The 18,694-nt window shown below is 62.5% G+C and carries 14 protein-coding genes; 3 read left to right on the top strand and 11 right to left on the bottom strand.

Going from position 1 to position 18,694, the window contains the following annotated elements; all coding sequences use genetic code 11:
• The first annotated feature begins 116 nt into the window (after positions 1–116).
• From ACCO56_RS05290 to ACCO56_RS05280, 3 genes are all read left to right on the top strand, one after another.
• Complete coding sequence (locus tag ACCO56_RS05290; protein WP_433638432.1) at positions 117–935, top strand: MurR/RpiR family transcriptional regulator; 819 nt, start codon at positions 117–119, stop codon at positions 933–935.
• A gap of 178 nt (positions 936–1,113) precedes the next feature.
• Positions 1,114–2,289 carry an efflux RND transporter periplasmic adaptor subunit gene (locus ACCO56_RS05285; protein ID WP_433638429.1) on the top strand — a complete coding sequence of 392 codons (1,176 nt, stop codon included), beginning with the start codon at positions 1,114–1,116 and terminating at the stop codon, positions 2,287–2,289.
• Between the two features lie 15 nt (positions 2,290–2,304).
• Complete coding sequence (locus ACCO56_RS05280; protein ID WP_433638427.1) at positions 2,305–5,436, top strand: efflux RND transporter permease subunit; 3,132 nt, start codon at positions 2,305–2,307, stop codon at positions 5,434–5,436.
• Between the two features lie 286 nt (positions 5,437–5,722).
• On the opposite strand, the gene ACCO56_RS05275 is transcribed toward ACCO56_RS05280, so the two are convergent.
• The 11 genes from ACCO56_RS05275 to ACCO56_RS05225 all read right to left on the bottom strand — a co-directional run bounded on the left by ACCO56_RS05275 (position 5,723) and on the right by ACCO56_RS05225 (position 18,693).
• Positions 5,723–6,763, bottom strand: coding sequence for a quaternary amine ABC transporter ATP-binding protein (locus ACCO56_RS05275; RefSeq protein ID WP_433638426.1), 1,041 nt, complete (start codon positions 6,761–6,763; stop codon positions 5,723–5,725).
• Entirely contained in the window at positions 6,760–7,632 is an 873-nt protein-coding gene (locus tag ACCO56_RS05270) for an ABC transporter permease (RefSeq protein ID WP_433638425.1), read from the bottom strand. The genes ACCO56_RS05275 and ACCO56_RS05270 overlap by 4 nt, the downstream gene beginning before the upstream one ends.
• A 159-nt stretch (positions 7,633–7,791) precedes the next feature.
• On the bottom strand, positions 7,792–8,811 hold the full coding sequence (locus ACCO56_RS05265; protein ID WP_433638423.1) for a glycine betaine ABC transporter substrate-binding protein: 1,020 nt from the start codon (positions 8,809–8,811) through the stop codon (positions 7,792–7,794).
• Positions 8,812–9,553: 742 nt separating this feature from the next.
• Positions 9,554–10,717 carry an ABC transporter substrate-binding protein gene (locus ACCO56_RS05260; RefSeq protein WP_433638421.1) on the bottom strand — a complete coding sequence of 388 codons (1,164 nt, stop codon included), beginning with the start codon at positions 10,715–10,717 and terminating at the stop codon, positions 9,554–9,556.
• Between the two features lie 150 nt (positions 10,718–10,867).
• A complete protein-coding gene (locus ACCO56_RS05255) occupies positions 10,868–12,754 on the bottom strand; it encodes an AMP-dependent synthetase/ligase (RefSeq protein ID WP_433638418.1) in 1,887 nt (628 codons plus the stop codon).
• A gap of 223 nt (positions 12,755–12,977) precedes the next feature.
• A complete protein-coding gene (locus ACCO56_RS05250) occupies positions 12,978–13,790 on the bottom strand; it encodes an ABC transporter ATP-binding protein (protein WP_433638416.1) in 813 nt (270 codons plus the stop codon).
• Entirely contained in the window at positions 13,787–14,572 is a 786-nt protein-coding gene (locus ACCO56_RS05245; RefSeq protein WP_433638414.1) for an ABC transporter ATP-binding protein, read from the bottom strand. Before ACCO56_RS05245 ends, ACCO56_RS05250 begins: the two co-directional genes overlap by 4 nt.
• Positions 14,569–15,669 carry a branched-chain amino acid ABC transporter permease gene (locus ACCO56_RS05240; RefSeq protein WP_433638412.1) on the bottom strand — a complete coding sequence of 367 codons (1,101 nt, stop codon included), beginning with the start codon at positions 15,667–15,669 and terminating at the stop codon, positions 14,569–14,571. Before ACCO56_RS05240 ends, ACCO56_RS05245 begins: the two co-directional genes overlap by 4 nt.
• A 6-nt stretch (positions 15,670–15,675) precedes the next feature.
• Positions 15,676–16,551: a branched-chain amino acid ABC transporter permease gene (locus tag ACCO56_RS05235; RefSeq protein WP_433638410.1), complete on the bottom strand. Its 876-nt coding sequence runs from the start codon at positions 16,549–16,551 to the stop codon at positions 15,676–15,678.
• 108 nt (positions 16,552–16,659) lie between these two features.
• Positions 16,660–17,697, bottom strand: a complete 1,038-nt coding sequence (locus ACCO56_RS05230) for a zinc-binding dehydrogenase (RefSeq protein WP_433638408.1) — start codon at positions 17,695–17,697, stop codon at positions 16,660–16,662.
• Positions 17,698–17,724: 27 nt separating this feature from the next.
• Complete coding sequence (locus ACCO56_RS05225) at positions 17,725–18,693, bottom strand: NADPH:quinone oxidoreductase family protein (protein ID WP_433638405.1); 969 nt, start codon at positions 18,691–18,693, stop codon at positions 17,725–17,727.
• Position 18,694 lies beyond the last annotated feature (1 nt).

Raw genomic sequence — 18,694 nt, 5'->3', positions numbered from 1 at the left:
TGCGCGGATGATTTCATACAGCTTGGAGAGTTTTGTCAAACGGCTTTTAGGCCCCGCGACCGCTCGGGGGGATGAACACTGGACGGCTTCGCGCAATTGGCGGGAGAACTGGCGTCATGACGACGAGCATCCCCGAACTGATCGCCGACAGGATCGATGCCATGCCAGCGGGCGAGCGCCGCGCCGCGCAGGCGCTCGTCGCGAATTATCCCATGATCGGGCTGAAGACGGTTGCCGATTTCTCGGCGCAGGCGGGCGTCAGTTCCCCGACCATCCTGCGTTTCGTGGCGCGGCTCGGATTCCAGAACTACGCCGATTTCCAGTCGGCGCTGAAGGAGGAGCTCGCCGCGCAGCTGCAATCGCCGGCCTTGCGCACGCAGACGCTGCGGCGCGGCTGCGACTCGCCGGCGGTGGAATCAACGCTCGAAAACATCCGGGAGACGTTCCGCCACATACCGGAGCGGCAGATCCGCGACATCGTCGCTCTGCTTGCCGACCATCGCGCCAAAATTTTTCTGCTCGGCGGCCGCTTCACCGACCCTATCGCCTGCTACATGTGCGCCCATATGACCATCATCCGGCCGAATGTGTTCCATCTTTCGGGCCAGGAGAGCAACTGGCGCGACCGGCTGATCGACATGGGTAAGCGCGACACGCTCTTGATCTTCGATATCCGCCGCTATCAGGAGAGCCTCGTGCGCTTTGCCGAAAAGGCACACCAGCGCGGCACCCAGATCGTGCTCTTTACCGATCAATGGCTGTCGCCCATCGCGCGCTTCGCCCGCCATGTCGTCGCCGGGCGTACCGCGGTTCCCTCCGCCTGGGATTCGTCGGCCGCGCTGTTCGTGGTGGCCGAAACCGTGATCGGCGATCTCACTGCCCGGCTCGAACAGAACAGCGCCAAGCGCATCCGCGAAATGGAAAAACTGCGCTAGGGTGAGCTGCAATCAGGTACTGGATACCTTACCTATTTTTAATGTTAAACTACGTGCCTTCGGACCGCAGACTTGCCATAAGGGCGCTGGGGGTTTCGCTGCCGATCGAGCGCCAGCGTCTTCATCCGGCCTAGCCGGAACGATGCCCAATATGTCGGATTCCGAGCCGGAGTACTGAATGTCAGTCTGGAAGCAGGTCATTGTTTCCCTGGTTGTGCTTATAGCCGCAGCCGCGGGATGGGCCGCCTTCTTTCCCGGCGCTCAGGAAATCCTGGCCCGCTGGGGCATCGAATGGGCCGTCGCATCGACGAAGGAGAATGCGACCAAGACTGCCGCCGGCGGCGCCAGCCAGGGCACCATGCGGCCGGCCAGCGTCGTCACCGCCCCTGTCGTGATGGCCACGGTCAATGACAGGCTCCAGGCGATCGGCACCGGCCGTGCCCAGGCGTCCGTTACGGTCACTCCTTTCGCCTCCGGCCGGCTGACGGAGGTCACCGTGCGTCCTGGCATGCAGATCGAGGCCGGGGAAGCTATCGCCCGGCTCGATTCCGATGCCGAGGAGATCGTGCTCGATCGCGCCCGCGTCGCGCGTGACGACGCCCAGGCCAAGGTCGATCGCATGAAGACGCTGCGCACCAGCAACACCGCCACGGCCGTGCAACTCGCCGATGCCGAGGTCGTGCTGCGCAATGCCGAGCTCGCGCTCCGCGACGCCGCCCTCGCCCTCGACCGACGGACCGTCAAAGCGCCGATCTCGGGCATCGTCGGGATCCTGCCGGTCGACGCCGGCAACTACGTGACCACCGAGACCGCCATCGCCACCATCGAGGACCGCTCCACGATCCTCGTCGATTTCTGGGTGCCGGAACGGTTCGCAACGGCCATCAAGGTCGGCGCGCCCGTGACGGCCTCCTCTATCGCGCGGCCGAGCGCCGTTTTCGAGGGAACGATCGTAGCCGTCGACAACCGCCTCGACGAGGCGAGCCGCACGCTGCAGGTACGCGCAGGACTGCCAAACACCGATGATGCGTTGCGGGCCGGTATGTCCTTCCAGATCTCCATGCGCTTCGAGGGCGACACCTACCCGTCCGTCAGCCCGCTCGCCATCCAGTGGGGCACCGACGGCGCCTTCATCTGGGCGATCGCCGACGGCAGGGCCAAGCGCATGCCCGTCCGCATCGTCCAGCGCAACACCGAAAACGTGCTGATCGAAGCGCCCCTCACCGTCGGCGACGTGGTCGTCACCGAGGGCGTGCAGAACGTTCGCGAAGGAAGCGAGATTCTCGTCGCCCAACGCCGTCCGGCCGCGAACACCGATGTGGAGAGCGTCCCACCTCTTGCGAATGGCGGCTGATCGGGACGGCGAAAGATGAGCGGAAGCACCACCGACAACGCGGAGAAGGGCCTGACCGCTCTGTTCGTCCGCAGGCCGGTACTGGCCTTCGTGATCAACACGCTGATCGTGGTGGCAGGCCTTGCCGCCCTTTACGGGGTCGAGGTCCGTGAACTGCCGGATGTCGACCGGCCGGTGATCACGATCTCCACCGACTTCACGGGTGCCGCCGCCGAGACCATCGACCGTGAGGTGACCGATGTGATCGAAGGCGCGGTCGCACGGATCAGCGGCGTGAAATCCATCTCGTCGAGTTCCTCCTTCGGCCGCAGCCGCGTCACCGTGGAGTTCAACGACGACGTCGATCTCGATGTCGCCGCATCGGACGCCCGCGACGCCGTCTCCCGCGTCCAGAACGACCTGCCCGACGGCATCGACCCCACACGTATCGTGAAGGCCGACGCCAACGCCGATCCGGTGATGCGGCTCGCGCTGACCTCCGACACCATGGCGGTCGAGGACATGACCGTGCTCGTGGAGGATCAGATTTCCGACATGCTCGCCGCGGTCAACGGCGTCGCCGACGTCAATGTCTATGGCGATCGGGAGAAGGTCTTCCGCGTCGACATCGACCAGAAGAAGGTGGCAAGCCTCGGCCTCACCATCGGCGACCTCAGCGCGGCGCTCGCCTCGGTGGCTTTCGACACGCCGGCGGGGTCGATCACCACGAACGACCAGGACATCATCGTTCGCGCCACCGCGTCGGTGACCACGCCGGAGGAATTCGAGAACATCGTCATCAGCGGCAAGACCAAGATCCGCGACGTGGCAACGGTGACGCTGGGCGGCGACATCTATCTGACCTCGCTGCGTTCCGACGGCAAGCCGGGCATAGGCATCGGCATATTGCGACAAGCGCAATCGAATACGCTCGACATCTCGCAAGGCGTTCGCGCCACCGTCGCGAAGATCCAGGAGACCCTACCGCCGGGCATGACCCTCAAGGTGACGAGCGACGATGCCGTCTTCGTGCAAGGCGCCATACATGAGGTCGAGATCGCCCTCATATTGTCCGTCTCGATCGTGCTCCTTGTCATCTATCTTTTCCTGCTCGACTGGCGCGCGACGCTGATCCCGGGCCTTGCCATGCCGGTCGCGCTCATCGGCACCATCGCGGCGATCTACCTCGCCGGCTTCTCGGTCAACATCCTCACCCTGCTCGCGCTGGTGCTCGCCACGGGCCTCGTCGTCGACGACGCGATCGTGGTCTTGGAGAACATCGTGCGGCGACGCAACGAAGGCATGGGGCCGCGCGCGGCGGCCGTGCTCGGCACCCAGGAAGTCTTCTTCGCGGTGGTCGCAACTACCGCCACGCTTGCCGCCGTCTTCATCCCCCTCTCCTTCCTGCCGGGCCAGACCGGCGGCCTCTTCCGCGAGTTCGGTTTCGTGCTCGCGATGGCGGTGCTCTTGTCGTCCGTCGTCGCGCTATCCCTTTGCCCCATGCTCGCCTCGCGCATGCTGACCGCCGCCGAAACCGATGGCGGGGAACGCACGGGTCTCGGCGCACGGATCGGCCGGGCGCTTTCCAAGCTCTATCGCCGCTGCCTGCACGCATGCCTGGATGCTCCGATGATCGTCATCCTGGTCTCGGTGCTGTTTGCCGGCGCCGCCTTCTCGCTCTTCGGGACGATCCGGCAGGAGCTGACGCCGAACGAGGACCGCTCGATGGTGCTGCTGCGGATTTCCGCGCCGCAGGGCGTGAGCCTGGATTACACGACGCAGCAGATGCTGCGCATCGAGGAACTCATCCGACCGATGCGCGAGTCCGGCGAGATCGAAGCCACCTTTGCCAATGCCGGCTCCGGTGGCGCCGCGAGCAACGGCTTCATGGTGATGACGCTGGCCCCTTGGGAAGAGCGCCAGCGCACCCAGCAGGAGATCGTGGCCGAGGTCAACGAATTGGCGAAGCAGGTTCCCGGCATCAGGGTCTTCGCGATGCAGCCCAACAGCCTCGGCATCCGCGGCGCCGGCAGTGGCCTGCAATTCGCTGTCGTCGGCGGCAGCTATGCCGAGCTCGGCCAGGTGGCCGCCAAGATCATCGCGGAGATGGAGAAGGATCCCCGTTTCGTTCAGCCGCGTTTGACCACCGATGCAACGCAGCCGCAGCTCGCTGTCGAGATCAATCGCGAGCTCGCGTCCGACCTCGGCATCAACATCACCGGCCTCGCCGAGGCGGTCCAGGCGGTGCTCGACGGGCGCGAGCTCGGCGACGTCTTCGTCAACGACCGCGCCTTCCCCGTGAAGCTGGTTTCGACGACGAACCCCATCAACGACCCGACCGACCTCGAGAACATCTATCTCAAGACCGGAGACGGCCGCTACGTGCCGATGTCGACGATCGCCACGCTGACAGAACGAGCGGTGCCTCCTTCCCTAGCGCGCGAGCAGCAATTGCGCGCTGTCGGCATCACCTCGGGCCTGCGCAGCGACTTCGCCCTCGGCAGCGCCTTGGCCAGCGCGCAAGAGATCGCAGCCCCCCTGCTGCCGCCGGGAGGTCGCATTATCCCGCTCGCCGAAGCCGCGACGCTGGATGAAACGAACAGCGGCATGATCACTATCTTCGGCTTCGCGCTGGTCATCATCCTCCTCGTGCTGGCGGCGCAGTTCGAAAGCTTCATCAGCGCGGTGATCATCATGGCCACTGTGCCTCTGGGGCTAGCCTGTGCCGTCTTCGCGCTGATCCTCACCGGAACGAGCCTTAACGCCTACAGCCAGATCGGCCTGGTGCTGCTTGTGGGCGTGATGGCCAAGAATGGCATCCTGATCGTCGAATTCGCCAATCAGTTGCGCGATCGCGGCATGGGCGTTCGCCAGGCGATCGAGGAGGCCTCGAATATCCGCTTGCGGCCGGTCATGATGACGATGATCTGCACCGTGCTCGGCGGCCTTCCCTTGGTGCTTGCCAGCGGTGCCGGCGCCGAAGCGCGCGTCGCGCTGGGCTGGGTGATCGTCGGTGGCCTGGGCCTCGCGACGTTGTCGACGCTGTTCCTGACGCCCGTCGCCTACCTCATTCTCGGGCGCTTCGTCACGCCGAAGGTCGAGGAGGAAGCCCGGCTGAAGCGCGAGTTGGAGGAAGCCGCCTACACGAATGTCGAGCCGGCGGAGTAGGCGGCCGTAGGCGGCGCACTTCAGCTCTTTATAGGGCGCGCGCTACAGCACCCCCCTCTGGCCTGCCGGCCATCTCCCCCTCAAGGGGGGAGATTGGCAGCTTTGGTGCCGGCGCCTCTTCTGCCACATCGACGATTGGCGACAACATGCGTGACAGCCAATCTCCCCCCTTGAGGGGGAGATGGCCGGCAGGCCAGAGGGGGGTCCCATAGGGTGGCGATTTGGGGCCGATGCAAGCAATTCCGGCAGCCGCCCAAGTTGCAGTCGCTCGGCATCCCAGCTGCCCTCAACCGGCGCCTTGCGAATACCGTGCCAATGCCTTGATCACCTGCTTGACCGTGATCCTGCCGATCTGTCTGCCTGATTCATCGGTCACGCCAACCCAGTCGTGTTCAGCAAACAGCGGCAAGACGTCCTCGCATCGCGTGTCGGCTGGCACCGAGAGCTCGCAAGGCGGGACGTCTCCCGTTTCCATGATCGCGCGGACGTGAATGGCCCGTGCCTTGTTCACCTCGCGGACGAATTCCTCGATATGCTCGTTGGCCGGTTTGAGCACGATGTCTTCGGGCTTGCCTACCTGCTGAACTGCGCCATCCCTGAGAACGGCGATGCGATCGCCGATCTTCAATGCCTCGTCGAAATCATGGGTGATGAACAGGATCGTCTTGTTCAGGGCTTTCTGGAGATTGATGAGCTCATCCTGCATCCCCGACCGGATCAAGGGATCGAGGGCTGAAAACGCTTCATCCATGAGAATGATGTCGGTATTCATCGCAAGAGCCCTGGCGAGCCCGACACGTTGCTGCTGACCGCCCGACAACTGGCGGGGCCATGCATTCTGGTAGCCGGAAAGCCCCACCGTCTCGATCCATTTCTCGGCTTCCTTGACGCGTGCTACCTTGTCGACACCTCGGACCTCCAGCCCGTAGGCGACATTGTCGATCACGGAGCGGTGGGGCAGAAGCCCGAACTTCTGGAACACCATGGTGACGGTGTCGCGGCGGAACTGCCTGAGACCGTCCCTGCTCATCTTGAGAACATCGGTTCCATGGACAAGGATCTCGCCGGCTGTCGGCTCGATGAGGCGATTGACATGCCTGATCAGTGTCGACTTGCCCGAGCCCGACAAGCCCATGACCACGAAAATCTGGCCTTTGGCGACATCGAGCGACACGCCGTCGAGCCCGACGACATGGCCGGTTTCGGCCTGCACGTCGGCTTTCGATTTGCCTTGGCACAGAAGATCCATCGCCCGCTCGGGGGAATCCCCGAAGATCTTCGTGACGTCCTTGATCTGGATCGCCAGGTCGGTTCCAACGCCGCTCATGGACGCCCCTCCGATACGCCGATACGGGCCTGTAGCCGCTTGCCGAATGCCTGGATCACACGGTCGAACACCACGGCGAGCGCCACGATGCCGAGACCTGCGAAAAGGCCCCGGCTGATTTCGAGCCTGCCGATTCCCTGCAGCACCTGATAGCCGAGACCGCCTGCGCCTATCATCGAAGCGATCACCACCATAGCCAGCGCCATCATCGTGGTCTGGTTGATCCCGGCGAGAATCGTCGGCAGGGCCAACGGGATCTGCACCCCGAACAAACGCTGTGTCGGCGTCGTGCCGAACGCTCGACTCGCCTCCATCACCGACGGGTCCACCGAGCGAAGACCAAGATCCGTGAGGCGGGCAAGCGGCGGAGCCGCATAAACGATTGTGGCAATCAATGCCGGGATCTTGCCCGGACCGAATATCATCACCGTAGGGATGAGATAGACGAAGCTCGGCAGTGTCTGCATAAGATCGAGGATCGGCATGACGACCTGGCGCGTCATCGATGAACGCGACATCCACACGCCGACGGGAATCGAGATGACGATGGCGCTGATGGTGGCGGCCAGCATCAGGGCGGTGGTCGCCATGGCATCCTTCCATAGGTCCATGATGCCGAGGAAAACCAGCGCGCCGAGAACGACAAACGGAAGCTGCCAGCGGCGTGTCGCGAGCCAGGCAGCGGCGACGGCAACCCCAACGATCAGCCACCAGGGTGCGACGAGAAGCAGATGTTCGATCGCGTTGAGAAGGATGAGAAGCGGCCGTGCGCCGGCCTCGAAGCTCTCACCCCAGTTGGACACGACCCAGTTCAAGCCGTCATCGACGGCTCGCCGCCAGGGATTGGTGTCGACGAAATCTGGAAACATCTAGCCCGATCTACGGTTATTGAGAATTGCGGAGGCGTGAGCCCGACGATTCTTCAGAAACCGCCAGCCTTGCAGGTAACCCGTCCCCTCCCCGGACCATGCTCCCGGCAAGGCGGGGAGCATGGGAGGGGGCCCATTCGTCAGGGCGATTCGACATCATTAATCGAGACTGGCCTGAACCTTCTCGGCAACCTCGGAGGGAACCCAATTCCTCCAGATGTCGGATTTGGTCTTCAGGAAGTTGAGCGCTGTGGCCGCCGCATCGGCCTTGTTCTCGTCCCCATAGACAAGCAGTTCACTGATCTGCGCGTTGCTCAGGCCGACTTTCGAGAAATATTCGGCAATGGTCGGAGCGTCGTCCTTGATCCATCGCGCGGCGCCCACGACCGCGGGAGAAGACGGATAGGCCGTCACAGCCGGTGGGTTGCTGCAATCGGAGTCGGTATTGCAGGCATAGACATCGGGCTTCGCCTCACCGAGATCGAGCTGGACGGCGTCGAATTTGCCGAGAACGGCAGTCGGGCCCCAGTAGTAGAAAAGGATCGGCTCCTTGCGCAGGAACGCACGAGCGATCGAGGCGTCCAGCGCGCCTCCCGACCCGGCGGAGAAGAGATTCCAGCTTCCCCCCATGTCGAAGGCCTTGAACAAGGCCGTGGTCGACAGCTCGCAAGCCCAACCCGGCGGGCAGGAATACAGCCGTCCCTTGCTCGGATCTTCGGGGTCCGGGAAAAGATCCGGCCTGGCGATCACGTCGGGCCCGCTCTTCAATTCCGGATGAGCCTCCTGAACGTAACGAGGAATGAACCACCCCTCGACGGTGCCGTCGGTGATCGCATCGCCGAGTTCGACGACTTTGCCGTTCTGCAACCCTTCCTCCCAGGAGGACTTGATGACGCTGGTCCACAGTTCCGGCGCGACCGCCGGTCTGCCGCGCGATAGCATGGACGAGGCTGTCGGCACGGTATCGCCGGTGACGATCTCCACCTTGCAGCCGAATCCTTTCTCCAGGATCGCGGCGTGAACATGCGCGAGCACCGCCGCCGACGGCCACGTCATCTCGGCGATGTCTATCGTTCGATCGGTGCCGCAGGAGATATCTTGAGCCAGAGCTGGCTGTGAGAACCATGCCGCGACAGCAAGAACTGATCCGGCAAGCAAGCCTTTTCCGCGTGATATCATCCCTATGTGGTCTCCGTTTCCAACAGTATCGGCGGCGGGCCTAGCGGATGATTCTCAGATGGTCAACCCGCGTAAAATCATCACAAAATAACAAATCCACAATTCAAGTAAGAACATTCGTTTATGCTTTGACACTAAATTGGCGCGCAACCGAAAATAATACAAACGACGAATTATACCTTATATAAGCATACTAGCTGACATTACCGAATGAATGGGGTTGATTTTAGGGTATATTTCCCGGATGCTCTGCGCACACATAGGCGCACTGAGCCTGCTGCGTCTGCTCGCCCGCAACCGGGCATCGATGCCGACCGAGGGAGCAAAGCAATTCTGATCCGAAGCAACTATGAATACGACGCGGTGGACGACACTTCGGCAGGACGCATTTGCCTTGCCCGGACATTGTCGGCGTTGTCGATTGAGGATGCGGCCAATCAGCTCGGTGTCACAGCGGAACGATGGTCCGATTGGGAACGCGACCGCGATATTCCTGAAAGCTACCTTGTTCCCAGAATGGCGGGCATACTGGCGGTAAGCTCATGCTGGCTGCTGGCAGGGAGGGGAGAAGGGCCAGATGCGGATTTGGGCTAGGAATGCGGGCCTGGCCTGATACTGGTGGTCGTGGCCGTTGATCATCGTCCACCGTTGGCTCCGCCCACAACCCTCGGTATGATCCCGTCTCGATTATGTCAGTCCAACGCCGCGCGGATCGTTCGCGCGGCGTTGGTTACGCGATGGTCTACTGACGCCCGACTTCCTTCCACACGCCGCCCTCGATCTTGGAGACGACGATGATGTCACCACCCTGATGATCATCCGGGCCATAGTTAATGTGGGCGTCGAGGATATGGTCGTCGTACTCCAGCGTTTCCATGCCCTTCTGGAAAGATTCCGGAGTCAGATCCTTGCCGGCGGCCTCCAGGCCCTTTACCGCCACAACCGCCGCTGCGCGACCGAGCTGGGCTGCGGTGCCTGGATCCTCCCCGGTTGCCGCCTTGAAGCTTTCGGCCCATTTCTTGAGCTCGGGATCGGTGCCCAGGCGATTCTCGAGGTCCGACCAGCCCGCCGCCGCGTAATAGCCCTCCGTCACCCCGCCGGGCACCTTGGCAACGGCGGTATTGAAGCCTGCGGAAGAGCCGATAAACGCCACATCGTTCCAGCCCAGCTTCTTGGCGGTGCCGAGAATGACGATGGTCTGCCGCACACCGACCGCGGTCGCCACGATATCGCAGCCAGCGTCGCGCAGCTTGGTCAGCGACCCCACGAAATCCTGATCGTCGGGCTTGTGGGTCGTCTCCGCGGCGAATTTCAGACCCAGCTCTTCTGCCTTTTCCTTCGTCCCTTCATAGACCTCGAGACCGAAGTCGGATGGGAAATACATCGCGCAGACTTCCTTGGCGCCTTTTTCCTTGGCAAGGAATTCGATGCCGGCCTTCATCTGATCGTAGTAGGACGACAGCCCGGTATATTTGTAGGTGACGTCGCCCTCGATCATCTGGCGCGCGGCCGTCAGCGGCGAGATGTTCGCGACCTTCGCAGGCTCCATCATCTTGAAGCCGGCAATCACATGCGGCGTTCCCAGATTGAGGATCATGGCGAACACCTTGTCGGAATTCACCAGCTTGTTGTAATTCTGCACTGCCTTCGGCACCTGGTAGCCGTGATCTTCGACGATGAACTTGATCTTGCGTCCGTGCACCCCGCCGGCCGCGTTGACTTCGTCGAAATATTGCTGGGCCGCCTTGATGGCCTGCACGTTGAAGGGAGCGAAGACGCCCGACAGGTCGCCATTCGAGCCGATCCGAACCTCGGTGTCCGTAACTCCCTGCTGTGCATAGGCAGCCGACGCCATGCCGGCGGCAAGGCCGAGCGCCAGGATCGAATTTCTTATTGCAGATTTCATTGCAAGCTCCTCCGTGGTGTTTCAGTTCCCAAGAGCGCCGTGCGTCCAACGGACGTAAGAGGCTCTATCTCTTCTTTTCCGCGTTTCGCGATGCCAAGCAGAGTTCCACCTGGCTGCCAAATGCGGTTTGCGGCTGGGCGTTTCTCCGCCTCATCCGTACATTTCGTCGATCAGCTTCTTGTGCTTTGTCTCGACGAAGCTCCGCTTCAGCTTCATCGTGGCTGTCAGTTCCTCGTCCTCCGCGGTGAGCAGCACATCGATCAAGCGGAAATCCTTTATCTGTTCGACGCGGGCGAATTGGCCATTCGTTTCAGCGACGATACCCGCGATCAAATCCCGCACCTCCTGGGCGGCGCAGAGCGAGCGGAAATCGTTGAACGGCACCCGCCGGTCCTGCGCGAACTTCTCGACATTCTCCTGGTCGATCATGATCAGCGCCGACAGGAACTTGCGCCTGTCGCCGATGATGACGGCGTCGGCGATGTAGGGCGAGAATTTCAGGCGGTTCTCGATCTCGGCCGGAGTGATGTTCTTGCCGCCGGCGGTGATGATGATGTCCTTTGCCCGGCCAGTGATGGTGAGGAAGCCCTCATTGTCGATCCGCCCGAGATCTCCGGTGCGCAGCCAGCCGTCGACGATCGTCTCCGCGGTTTTGTCCGGCTTGTTCCAGTATCCCCGGAATACGTTTCCGCCGCGGTACTGGATCTCGCCGTCGGGGGCTATGCGAAGCTCGCTTCCCGGCACGACCTTGCCGACGCTTCCCGTCTTGAACTCCTCCATCGTGTTGAGCGAGATGACGCCGGAGCTTTCGGTCATGCCGTAACCCTCCAACAAGGTGACGCCGATCGCCTTGTACCATCTGAGAAGGTCCGGCGAGATCGGCGCAGCGCCCGTCGTGCCGCGTCGCAGCCTTTCGAGGCCGAGCATGCGGCGCAGATTGCCCAGCACCATGAAGTCCCAAAAGCCGTAGGTCGCCTTGACGCCGAACGGTACCGGCTGGCCTTCCTCCAGATAGGCTGCCCGTTTCATGCCGGCCGCGACCGCCCGGGCGTAAGCCCATTTGCCAATTGGAGTTGCTTCGCCCGCCATGATGGTGACGCGGGAATAGACCTTCTCCCACACGCGAGGAACAGCGGTGAAGACGTGCGGGCTCACCTCCCGGATATTGTCGAAGACGGTTTCGGGACTTTCGGCGAAATTCACCGTCGAGTTCAGTCCGATCGGAATGAACACACTGATCAGCCGCTCCAGTATGTGGCAGAGCGGCAGGAAGCAGACCTGCTCGTCCGTATTTTTAACCGGCAGCGTGATCAAAGCTCCGGTGATCGAGCATATGATATTGCTGTGACTGATCATGGCGCCCTTGGGCGGCCCTGTTGTGCCGGACGTATAGACGAGAATGGCTATTTCCTCGGGCTGTGAGCGCGAGATCTCCTCCTCGAAACGGGTCGGGTTCTCCTTCAGATAGTCGCGGCCTATGCGGTAGAGATCATCCAGGAAAATAACCTTCTCATCGGAAAAGCCATGCAGGCCATCGCGGTCGAACACGATCACCTTCACCAGCCCGGGCATGTCGTCCTTGACGGACAGAAACTTGTCGAGCTGCTCATCATTCTCGACGAACAGGAAACGGCTGTCGGAATCGTTCACCAGGTAATTGAGCTGGGCGGCGGAGTCGGTCGTGTAGACGCCGGACACGATGCCGCCCACCGACTGCACGCCGAGATCGGCATAGATCCATTCCTTGTTGTCCTCCGACAGGATCGAGACAACCTCGCCGCGCTTCAGGCCGAGTGCCACGAGCCCAAGGCCGATCAGCCGTGCATGCTCGTAGAAATCGGTCCATGTGTAGGACAGCCAGATGCCGTAGTCCTTCTCACGATGCGCGACCTTGGGTCCGAGCTCCTCGCAACGCTTGCGGAAGAGCTTCACCAGCGTGTCGGCGCCGTCGAAGAAATATGGTCCCTTGGTGAGGTCGGCATTGATGCTGTGACCGTCCACGACCTTCTGCGCCGGCATGTTGGGTGCGATGGTCATGTGATTATCCTCCCGTGTGGAGTGGAGCCGGGGAACCCCTCATCCGACCTCGCTTCGCGAGGCCACCTTCTCCCACAGGGGGAGAAGGGAAGGCCGGCAGCAGTGTTGAAGCCAATCGCCAGCATCGGCAATTTGCAGAAGCCTATTTGCCAAGCTCCCCCTTCTCCCCTTGTGGGAGAAGGGGGCCCGAAGGGCCGGATGAGGGGCAAGCGCGCCAGCTCGCTCATCGCCATGTCTTCTTCTGCTTCCAGCGTTTCTGGCCGCGCTGGGTCTCGCCCTGGACCCCGAGATAGAATTCCTGGATGTCCTTCGACTGCAGGAGCCGCGCCGCCGTGTCGGCCATGACGATGCGGCCGAGCTCCATCACATAGCCGTAATCCGCGACTTCCAACGCGACGCGGGCATTCTGTTCAACCAGCATCATGGTGACGCCCTGCTCGCGATTGAGGCGGCGGATGATCGAGAAGATCTCTTTCACGAGAAGCGGCGAAAGGCCGAGGCTCGGTTCGTCGAGAAGCATCACCCTGGGATCGGCCATCAGGCCACGACCGATGGCGAGCATCTGTTGCTGGCCGCCCGACAGCGTGCCGGCGGCCTGGCGCCGCCGCTCGGCGAGGATCGGGAAATAGGAATAGACCATTTCCTCGTCGCGGCGGACGGCTTCCGCGTCGGTGCGCGTGAACGCTCCCATCCTGAGGTTTTCCTCGACGGTCAGCAGCGGAAACACCTCGCGCCCCTCGGGCACATGGACGATACCGGCCCGCACGACCTTATCGGGCTCCTGTCCGGCTATGTCGCCGCCGCCATAGAGGATCTCTCCCTTTTGCGGGTTCATGACGCCGGAGATCGTCTTGAGGAGCGTTGTCTTGCCCGCACCGTTGGCTCCGAGAACCGTGACGATCTGGCCCGCGCGGACCTCCAGGCTCACGCCGCGGATCGCCATGATCGGCCCGTAGAAGCTTTCCAGATTGCGGACCGAAAGCACCACCGACTTTTCCGACGGCACAGAATGAACGACCTGAAGGCTGACCGTCATGCCACCGCCCTCTTTTCCGGATCGGACACGCCGATATAGGCCTCGATCACCTTCGGATCGCTCTGCACCTCCTGTGCCGTGCCCAGCGCCAGCGCCTTGCCGTCGGCGAGGGCGAGCACACGATCCGAAACGGAAGAGACGAGATGCATGTCGTGCTCGACCATCAGCACGGTGATGCCCATCTGCGTCTTGATGTCTTCGATCCAGAAGGCGACGTCCTGCGTCTCCTCGACGGAGAGGCCCGAGGCCGGCTCGTCGAGCAGCAGGAGTCGCGGCTCGATGGCAAGAGCCCGGCCCATCTCCACCACCTTGCGCACCCCATAGGGCAGGCCGGCTATGTATTTGTCGCGATAGGCCTGCAGGTCGAGGAAGTCGATGACCTTCTCCACCGCCTCGCGATGGCGTCGCTCCTCCTGCCGCACGAAGGGCGTGAACAGCAGCTCATTGGCCATGTTTCCCTTGCGATGGCGGTGCCGTCCGACCAGGAGGTTCTGCAGCACGGTCGCCTGCTCGAAGAGCTCGATGTTCTGGAAGGTCCTGGCGATACCGAGCCGCGCCATCTCGTGGGGTGCACGCTTCAAGATGCTCTCGCCGGCGAAGCGTATGTCCCCTTCCACCGGATCGTAGAAACGCGAGATCAGGTTGAAGAGGGTGGATTTGCCCGCCCCATTGGGTCCGACCAGCGCGAAGACTTCGCCCTGCTCGACCGAGAACGACACCTTGTTGACGGCGACCACGCCGCCGAAGCGCAACGTCACATTGTCGATTTCGAGGAGGCTCATCGCATGCGCTCCGTCTTCAGGTAGCTTTTCTGGCGACGGAACATGTCGCGGCGGTAGAAGGGAAAGAGTTCGAAGTAGGTCCTGACCTTCACCCACCGGCCGTAGATGCCCATCGGCTCGAACAGGATGAAAAGAATGAGCAGCGCGCCGAAGATCGCCGACTCCAAGCCTGGAATGGCGACGGTGCCGCCGCCGAACATACCCCCCACGAAATCGCGCGAGATGGCGATGGCCTGCGGCAGCAGCGCGACAACGAAGGCCCCGAAGAAGGCGCCGTGGATCGACCCCAGCCCACCGATGACGATCATCAGCAGGAGCTGAATCGAGATGATGAGGTTGAATGTCTCGTTGTTGAAGATGCCGGCGAAATGCCCCATCAAAGCGCCGGCAAGCCCCGTTATCGCCGTCGATATGGCGAAGGAAACAGATTTGGTCTTGGCGACATTGACGCCCATGGCGCGCGCCGAAACCTCGGAGTCGCGCACCGCCGAGAAGGAACGCCCGAGCGGCGTGCGCAGGAGATTGCGGTAGACGAGCACGACCGCAACGGCCACGACCAGCACCATCCAGTAAAAGCGGGCGGGCGAGCCGTAGCGATCGATTTCCAGACCGAAGATCGAGATCGTCGGCGGGATGAGGCCCACGACGCCGTTGGTCAGCGGCTCGGCAATCACGATGAGATCGTCGGCCAGGATGGCGAGCGCCAGCGTGCCGATACCGAGATAAATGCCGTGGAGCCGGCTCATCGGCAGGGCGATCAGCGCCCCCGCCACCCCGGCGATCAGTCCGGCCAACGGAAACGACAGGATGAACGGCAGCCCGATCGGATCCTGCAGGAGCACGTTGGCGTAGCAGCCGATCGCCAGGAAGGCGGAATGGCCAAGGCTCGCCTGGCCGGTCTGGCCGACCAGGATCATCAGCCCCATGCCGGCGATCGACCAGATGAGCACATTGGTCATCTCGCCCAGCCAGAACGTGTCGAGCAGGAAGGGCAGCACGATCGACAGCACCAGCAGCGCCATGTACCAGCCGACCTGGTGGCCGTGCTTGAACAGGTTGATGTCGGCGTCGTACGAGGTTTTGAAGACAGTCCGCATGCGCCGTCACACCTTTTTGCTATGGACCTGGGCCAGAATGCCGTGCGGGCGGAAGACCAGGATCAGGAAGAGCAGCAGGTAAGGCATGATCTGTGAGTAGCCGGCCGCGATGTAGTAGGAGGCGAAAGGCTCGATCAAGCCGACGATGATGCCGCCGAGCAAGGCGCCGGGCAGGCTGCCGAAACCACCGATCACCGCGGCGGCGAAGGCCTTGATGCCCAGGAGGCCGGTCGACGGATCGATCGACCCCTTGGACGCGAACAGAACGCCCGCGATCGCAGCGACCGCGCCCGCCAGCGCCCAGATCAGCGAATGAACGCGCTTCACCGGAATGCCCATGTAGTAGGCGGCGAGTTGGTTCTGCGAGGCGGCCTGCATGGCGATGCCGAGCCTTGTCCTGTTGAAGTAGAGATAAAGCACCGCTGTCAGCAGCACTGTGACGACGATGACCGTGATCTCGTCGAGCCCGAGCACCAGACCGCCAAGTCGCACGTCGACGCCGGCAATCGGCGATTCCAGCGATTTGGGCTCGTGTCCCCAGATCACGCCCGCGACGAAGCGGAGCACGAAGCCGAGCGCGATGGTGAGCATGACCACGGCGATCTGCGACTGGCCGAACATGTGCCGGAGTACCAGCATATCGAGCAGGTAGCCGAACACCCCCATCATCACGATGGCGATCGGCACCGACAGCCAGAACGGCAATCCAAGGAACTCGGCGTTGGTAAGTCCGAGCGTGATGAAGGCGCCCAGCATCATGAAATCGCCCTGAGCGAAATTCACCGCTTCGGTGGCCTTGTAGATAAGCACGAAGCCCAGTGCGATCAGGCCATAGACGCATCCATTGGCCAGACCACTGACAATGAGCTGCAATACGTCCAAGACGTCCTCCTCCCATTCCTTCGGTACTTACGCGGTCTTTTTTGCCGCGCTTTTTCCCGACTATAGATTACCCGTTCCCGCGGGCAACCGACGAAAGTCATACATTTGTCAGGGCGATAGGAATACCTTCCCGTTCGGCTTGGCGAGCTCTCCCGAGACCCTTTCAATGGCCTCGGAAAGCGGCACCACAGCCGTTACGTCGGTCTTCCACCTCCCGTCCGAAAAACGCTTCTGCGCTTCGGTGATCGCCTGCACCGTCCGCTCCTGCGGGCCGCGCATCCATTCGACCAGCCAGAAACCTTCGATGCGCTTGTGCTGGAAAATGAGCTGGCCCGGCTCGCGGATGACGGTCGCATCGGGGTCGAGCCTGCCATAGACGATCCAGCGCGACCGTTTCGGCATCACGTCGAAGATTGCAGAGGCGAGCGGGCCGGTCACGGCATCCAGGAAGACGCGCGGCTGTTCGGTTTTCACCAGCTCGCGCAGAGCATTCCGGAAATCCGCCGACTCGGCGTTGAGCACATGGGCTGCCCCCGCCTGCTTGAGCATCGGAATCTGGTCGTCGCGGCGCACGATGGCGATCGGCCGGAAGCCCTCGTCGCGGGCCACGCCCATGATCAGCTTGGAAAGCTGGCTAGCCCCGGCCGTCAGGATGAAGGCCTTCTCGCCTTCCTCGCGCACGATGCCGAACATGGCCAACGCGGTGAGCGGATTGACGATCATGGCCGCGCCGTCGACGTCACGTATGGTATCGATAAGCGGAATCGACGAGGCGGCTTCCGCGATCGCGTATTCGGCCCAGCTTCCCCAGCTGCTGGTGCCGGTGGCAAAGGCGACACGCTTCCCGGCGAAGCTTCTAGCGTAGGGGTCGTCGCCCGTGGCGACGACGATGCCCACGCCCTCGAAGCCGGCTGGCTGCCCTTTGATACGCGGCTGGCCATACATGCCCTTTACGAACATCACGTCGGAGGGGTTGATCGAAGCGAGCGCCACCTTGATCAGAAGCTGCGTCGGCTTCGGCGACGGCACGCCGATCGAACCATATTCGACATAGGGCTCGAGAGCTTCGAGAACGGTTCCGGAGGGAACGGCGGCATAGGCGTCGTGCTTGAGCAGAAGCGCCTTCATCTCTGTCGCAATAGCCATCGCTGTCACCTCCTCGCCGTTCCGCCCTCAGGGCTTCAGGATCAGTTTTCCGGTGGACCCGCGGCCGAGCACGCGCTTCAGCACATTGGCCGCATCGGCAAGCGGATAGGTTCCTTCGATCACGGGCTTGATCTTGCCGGCGACATACCAGCCGATCAGCTCCTCCATGTTGCCGGCATGGACCTTCGGCTCCTTCTGGGTGAAGGCCCCCCAGAACACGCCGACCACGCTGAAGCCCTTGACCAGCGCCAGGTTGACCGGGAATTGCGGGATCGTGCCGGAAGCGAAGCCGATGACCAGCAGCCGTCCGCCCCATGCCATCGAACGCGCCACCGCATCGAAGGACTCACCGCCGACCGGATCGAAAGCGACATCGACACCCTTGCCTTCGGTCGCCTCTTTCAGGCTTTCCCTCAGATTATCGTAGCCGATCACGATATCGGCCCCGGCGTCTCGGGCGATCGACCGCTTCTCCGCCGAGGATGCGACACCAATCACCTTCGCGCCCATAACCTTGCCGATCTGTATCGCGGCAATGCCTGTGGCGCCGGAGGCTCCGAGCACGCAGAGCGTCTCACCCGGTTGCAGGTTGGCGCGCTGCTTGAGCGCGTGATGCGAAGTGCCGTAGCCGCACAGCAAGGCGCATGCGTCCTCGCCCGACAGGCCGGCCGGCAGCTTCATCACCGCGATCTCGGGCGCGCCGACCCGCTCGGCATAGCTGCCGAGGCTGGAGAGCGCGGCAACGCGATCGCCGGGCTTCACCGAGGTCACATCCGGGCCCACGGCGATCACAGTACCCGCGGCTTCCATACCCGGCACGAAAGGCAGCGGCGGCTTCATCTGATAGAGACCCTGCACCAGAAGGCCGTCGGGATAATTGACGCCGATCGCTTCGGCCTGGATCACGACCGTGGAGCCGGTCGCCTCCGGCTCCGGCCATTCGGCATATTCGAGCTTGTCGAGCGGTGCGAAGTCGCGTGCGACGATGGCTTTCATG

The sequence above is a fragment of the Mesorhizobium sp. 1B3 genome (assembly GCF_050958605.1).
In the GTDB taxonomy this organism is placed as follows: Bacteria; Pseudomonadota; Alphaproteobacteria; order Rhizobiales; family Rhizobiaceae.
This window is presented reverse-complemented; position numbering and strand designations above follow the sequence as displayed.

Excerpts from the sequence above, each read along its gene's own strand:
- ACCO56_RS05225 (WP_433638405.1), bottom strand. The coding sequence starts at position 18,693 with ATGAAAGCCATCGTCGCACGCGACTTCGCACCGCTCGACAAGCTCGAA.
- ACCO56_RS05255 (WP_433638418.1), bottom strand. The coding sequence starts at position 12,754 with ATGACCATCGCACCCAACATGCCGGCGCAGAAGGTCGTGGACGGTCAC.
- ACCO56_RS05270 (WP_433638425.1), bottom strand. The coding sequence starts at position 7,632 with ATGTTTCCAGATTTCGTCGACACCAATCCCTGGCGGCGAGCCGTCGAT.
- ACCO56_RS05240 (WP_433638412.1), bottom strand. The coding sequence starts at position 15,669 with ATGCGGACTGTCTTCAAAACCTCGTACGACGCCGACATCAACCTGTTC.
- ACCO56_RS05275 (WP_433638426.1), bottom strand. The coding sequence starts at position 6,763 with ATGAGCGGCGTTGGAACCGACCTGGCGATCCAGATCAAGGACGTCACG.
- ACCO56_RS05285 (WP_433638429.1), top strand. The coding sequence starts at position 1,114 with ATGTCAGTCTGGAAGCAGGTCATTGTTTCCCTGGTTGTGCTTATAGCC.
- ACCO56_RS05250 (WP_433638416.1), bottom strand. The coding sequence starts at position 13,790 with ATGACGGTCAGCCTTCAGGTCGTTCATTCTGTGCCGTCGGAAAAGTCG.
- ACCO56_RS05290 (WP_433638432.1), top strand. The coding sequence starts at position 117 with ATGACGACGAGCATCCCCGAACTGATCGCCGACAGGATCGATGCCATG.
- ACCO56_RS05230 (WP_433638408.1), bottom strand. The coding sequence starts at position 17,697 with ATGGCTATTGCGACAGAGATGAAGGCGCTTCTGCTCAAGCACGACGCC.
- ACCO56_RS05265 (WP_433638423.1), bottom strand. The coding sequence starts at position 8,811 with ATGATATCACGCGGAAAAGGCTTGCTTGCCGGATCAGTTCTTGCTGTC.
- ACCO56_RS05245 (WP_433638414.1), bottom strand. The coding sequence starts at position 14,572 with ATGAGCCTCCTCGAAATCGACAATGTGACGTTGCGCTTCGGCGGCGTG.
- ACCO56_RS05280 (WP_433638427.1), top strand. The coding sequence starts at position 2,305 with ATGAGCGGAAGCACCACCGACAACGCGGAGAAGGGCCTGACCGCTCTG.
- ACCO56_RS05260 (WP_433638421.1), bottom strand. The coding sequence starts at position 10,717 with ATGAAATCTGCAATAAGAAATTCGATCCTGGCGCTCGGCCTTGCCGCC.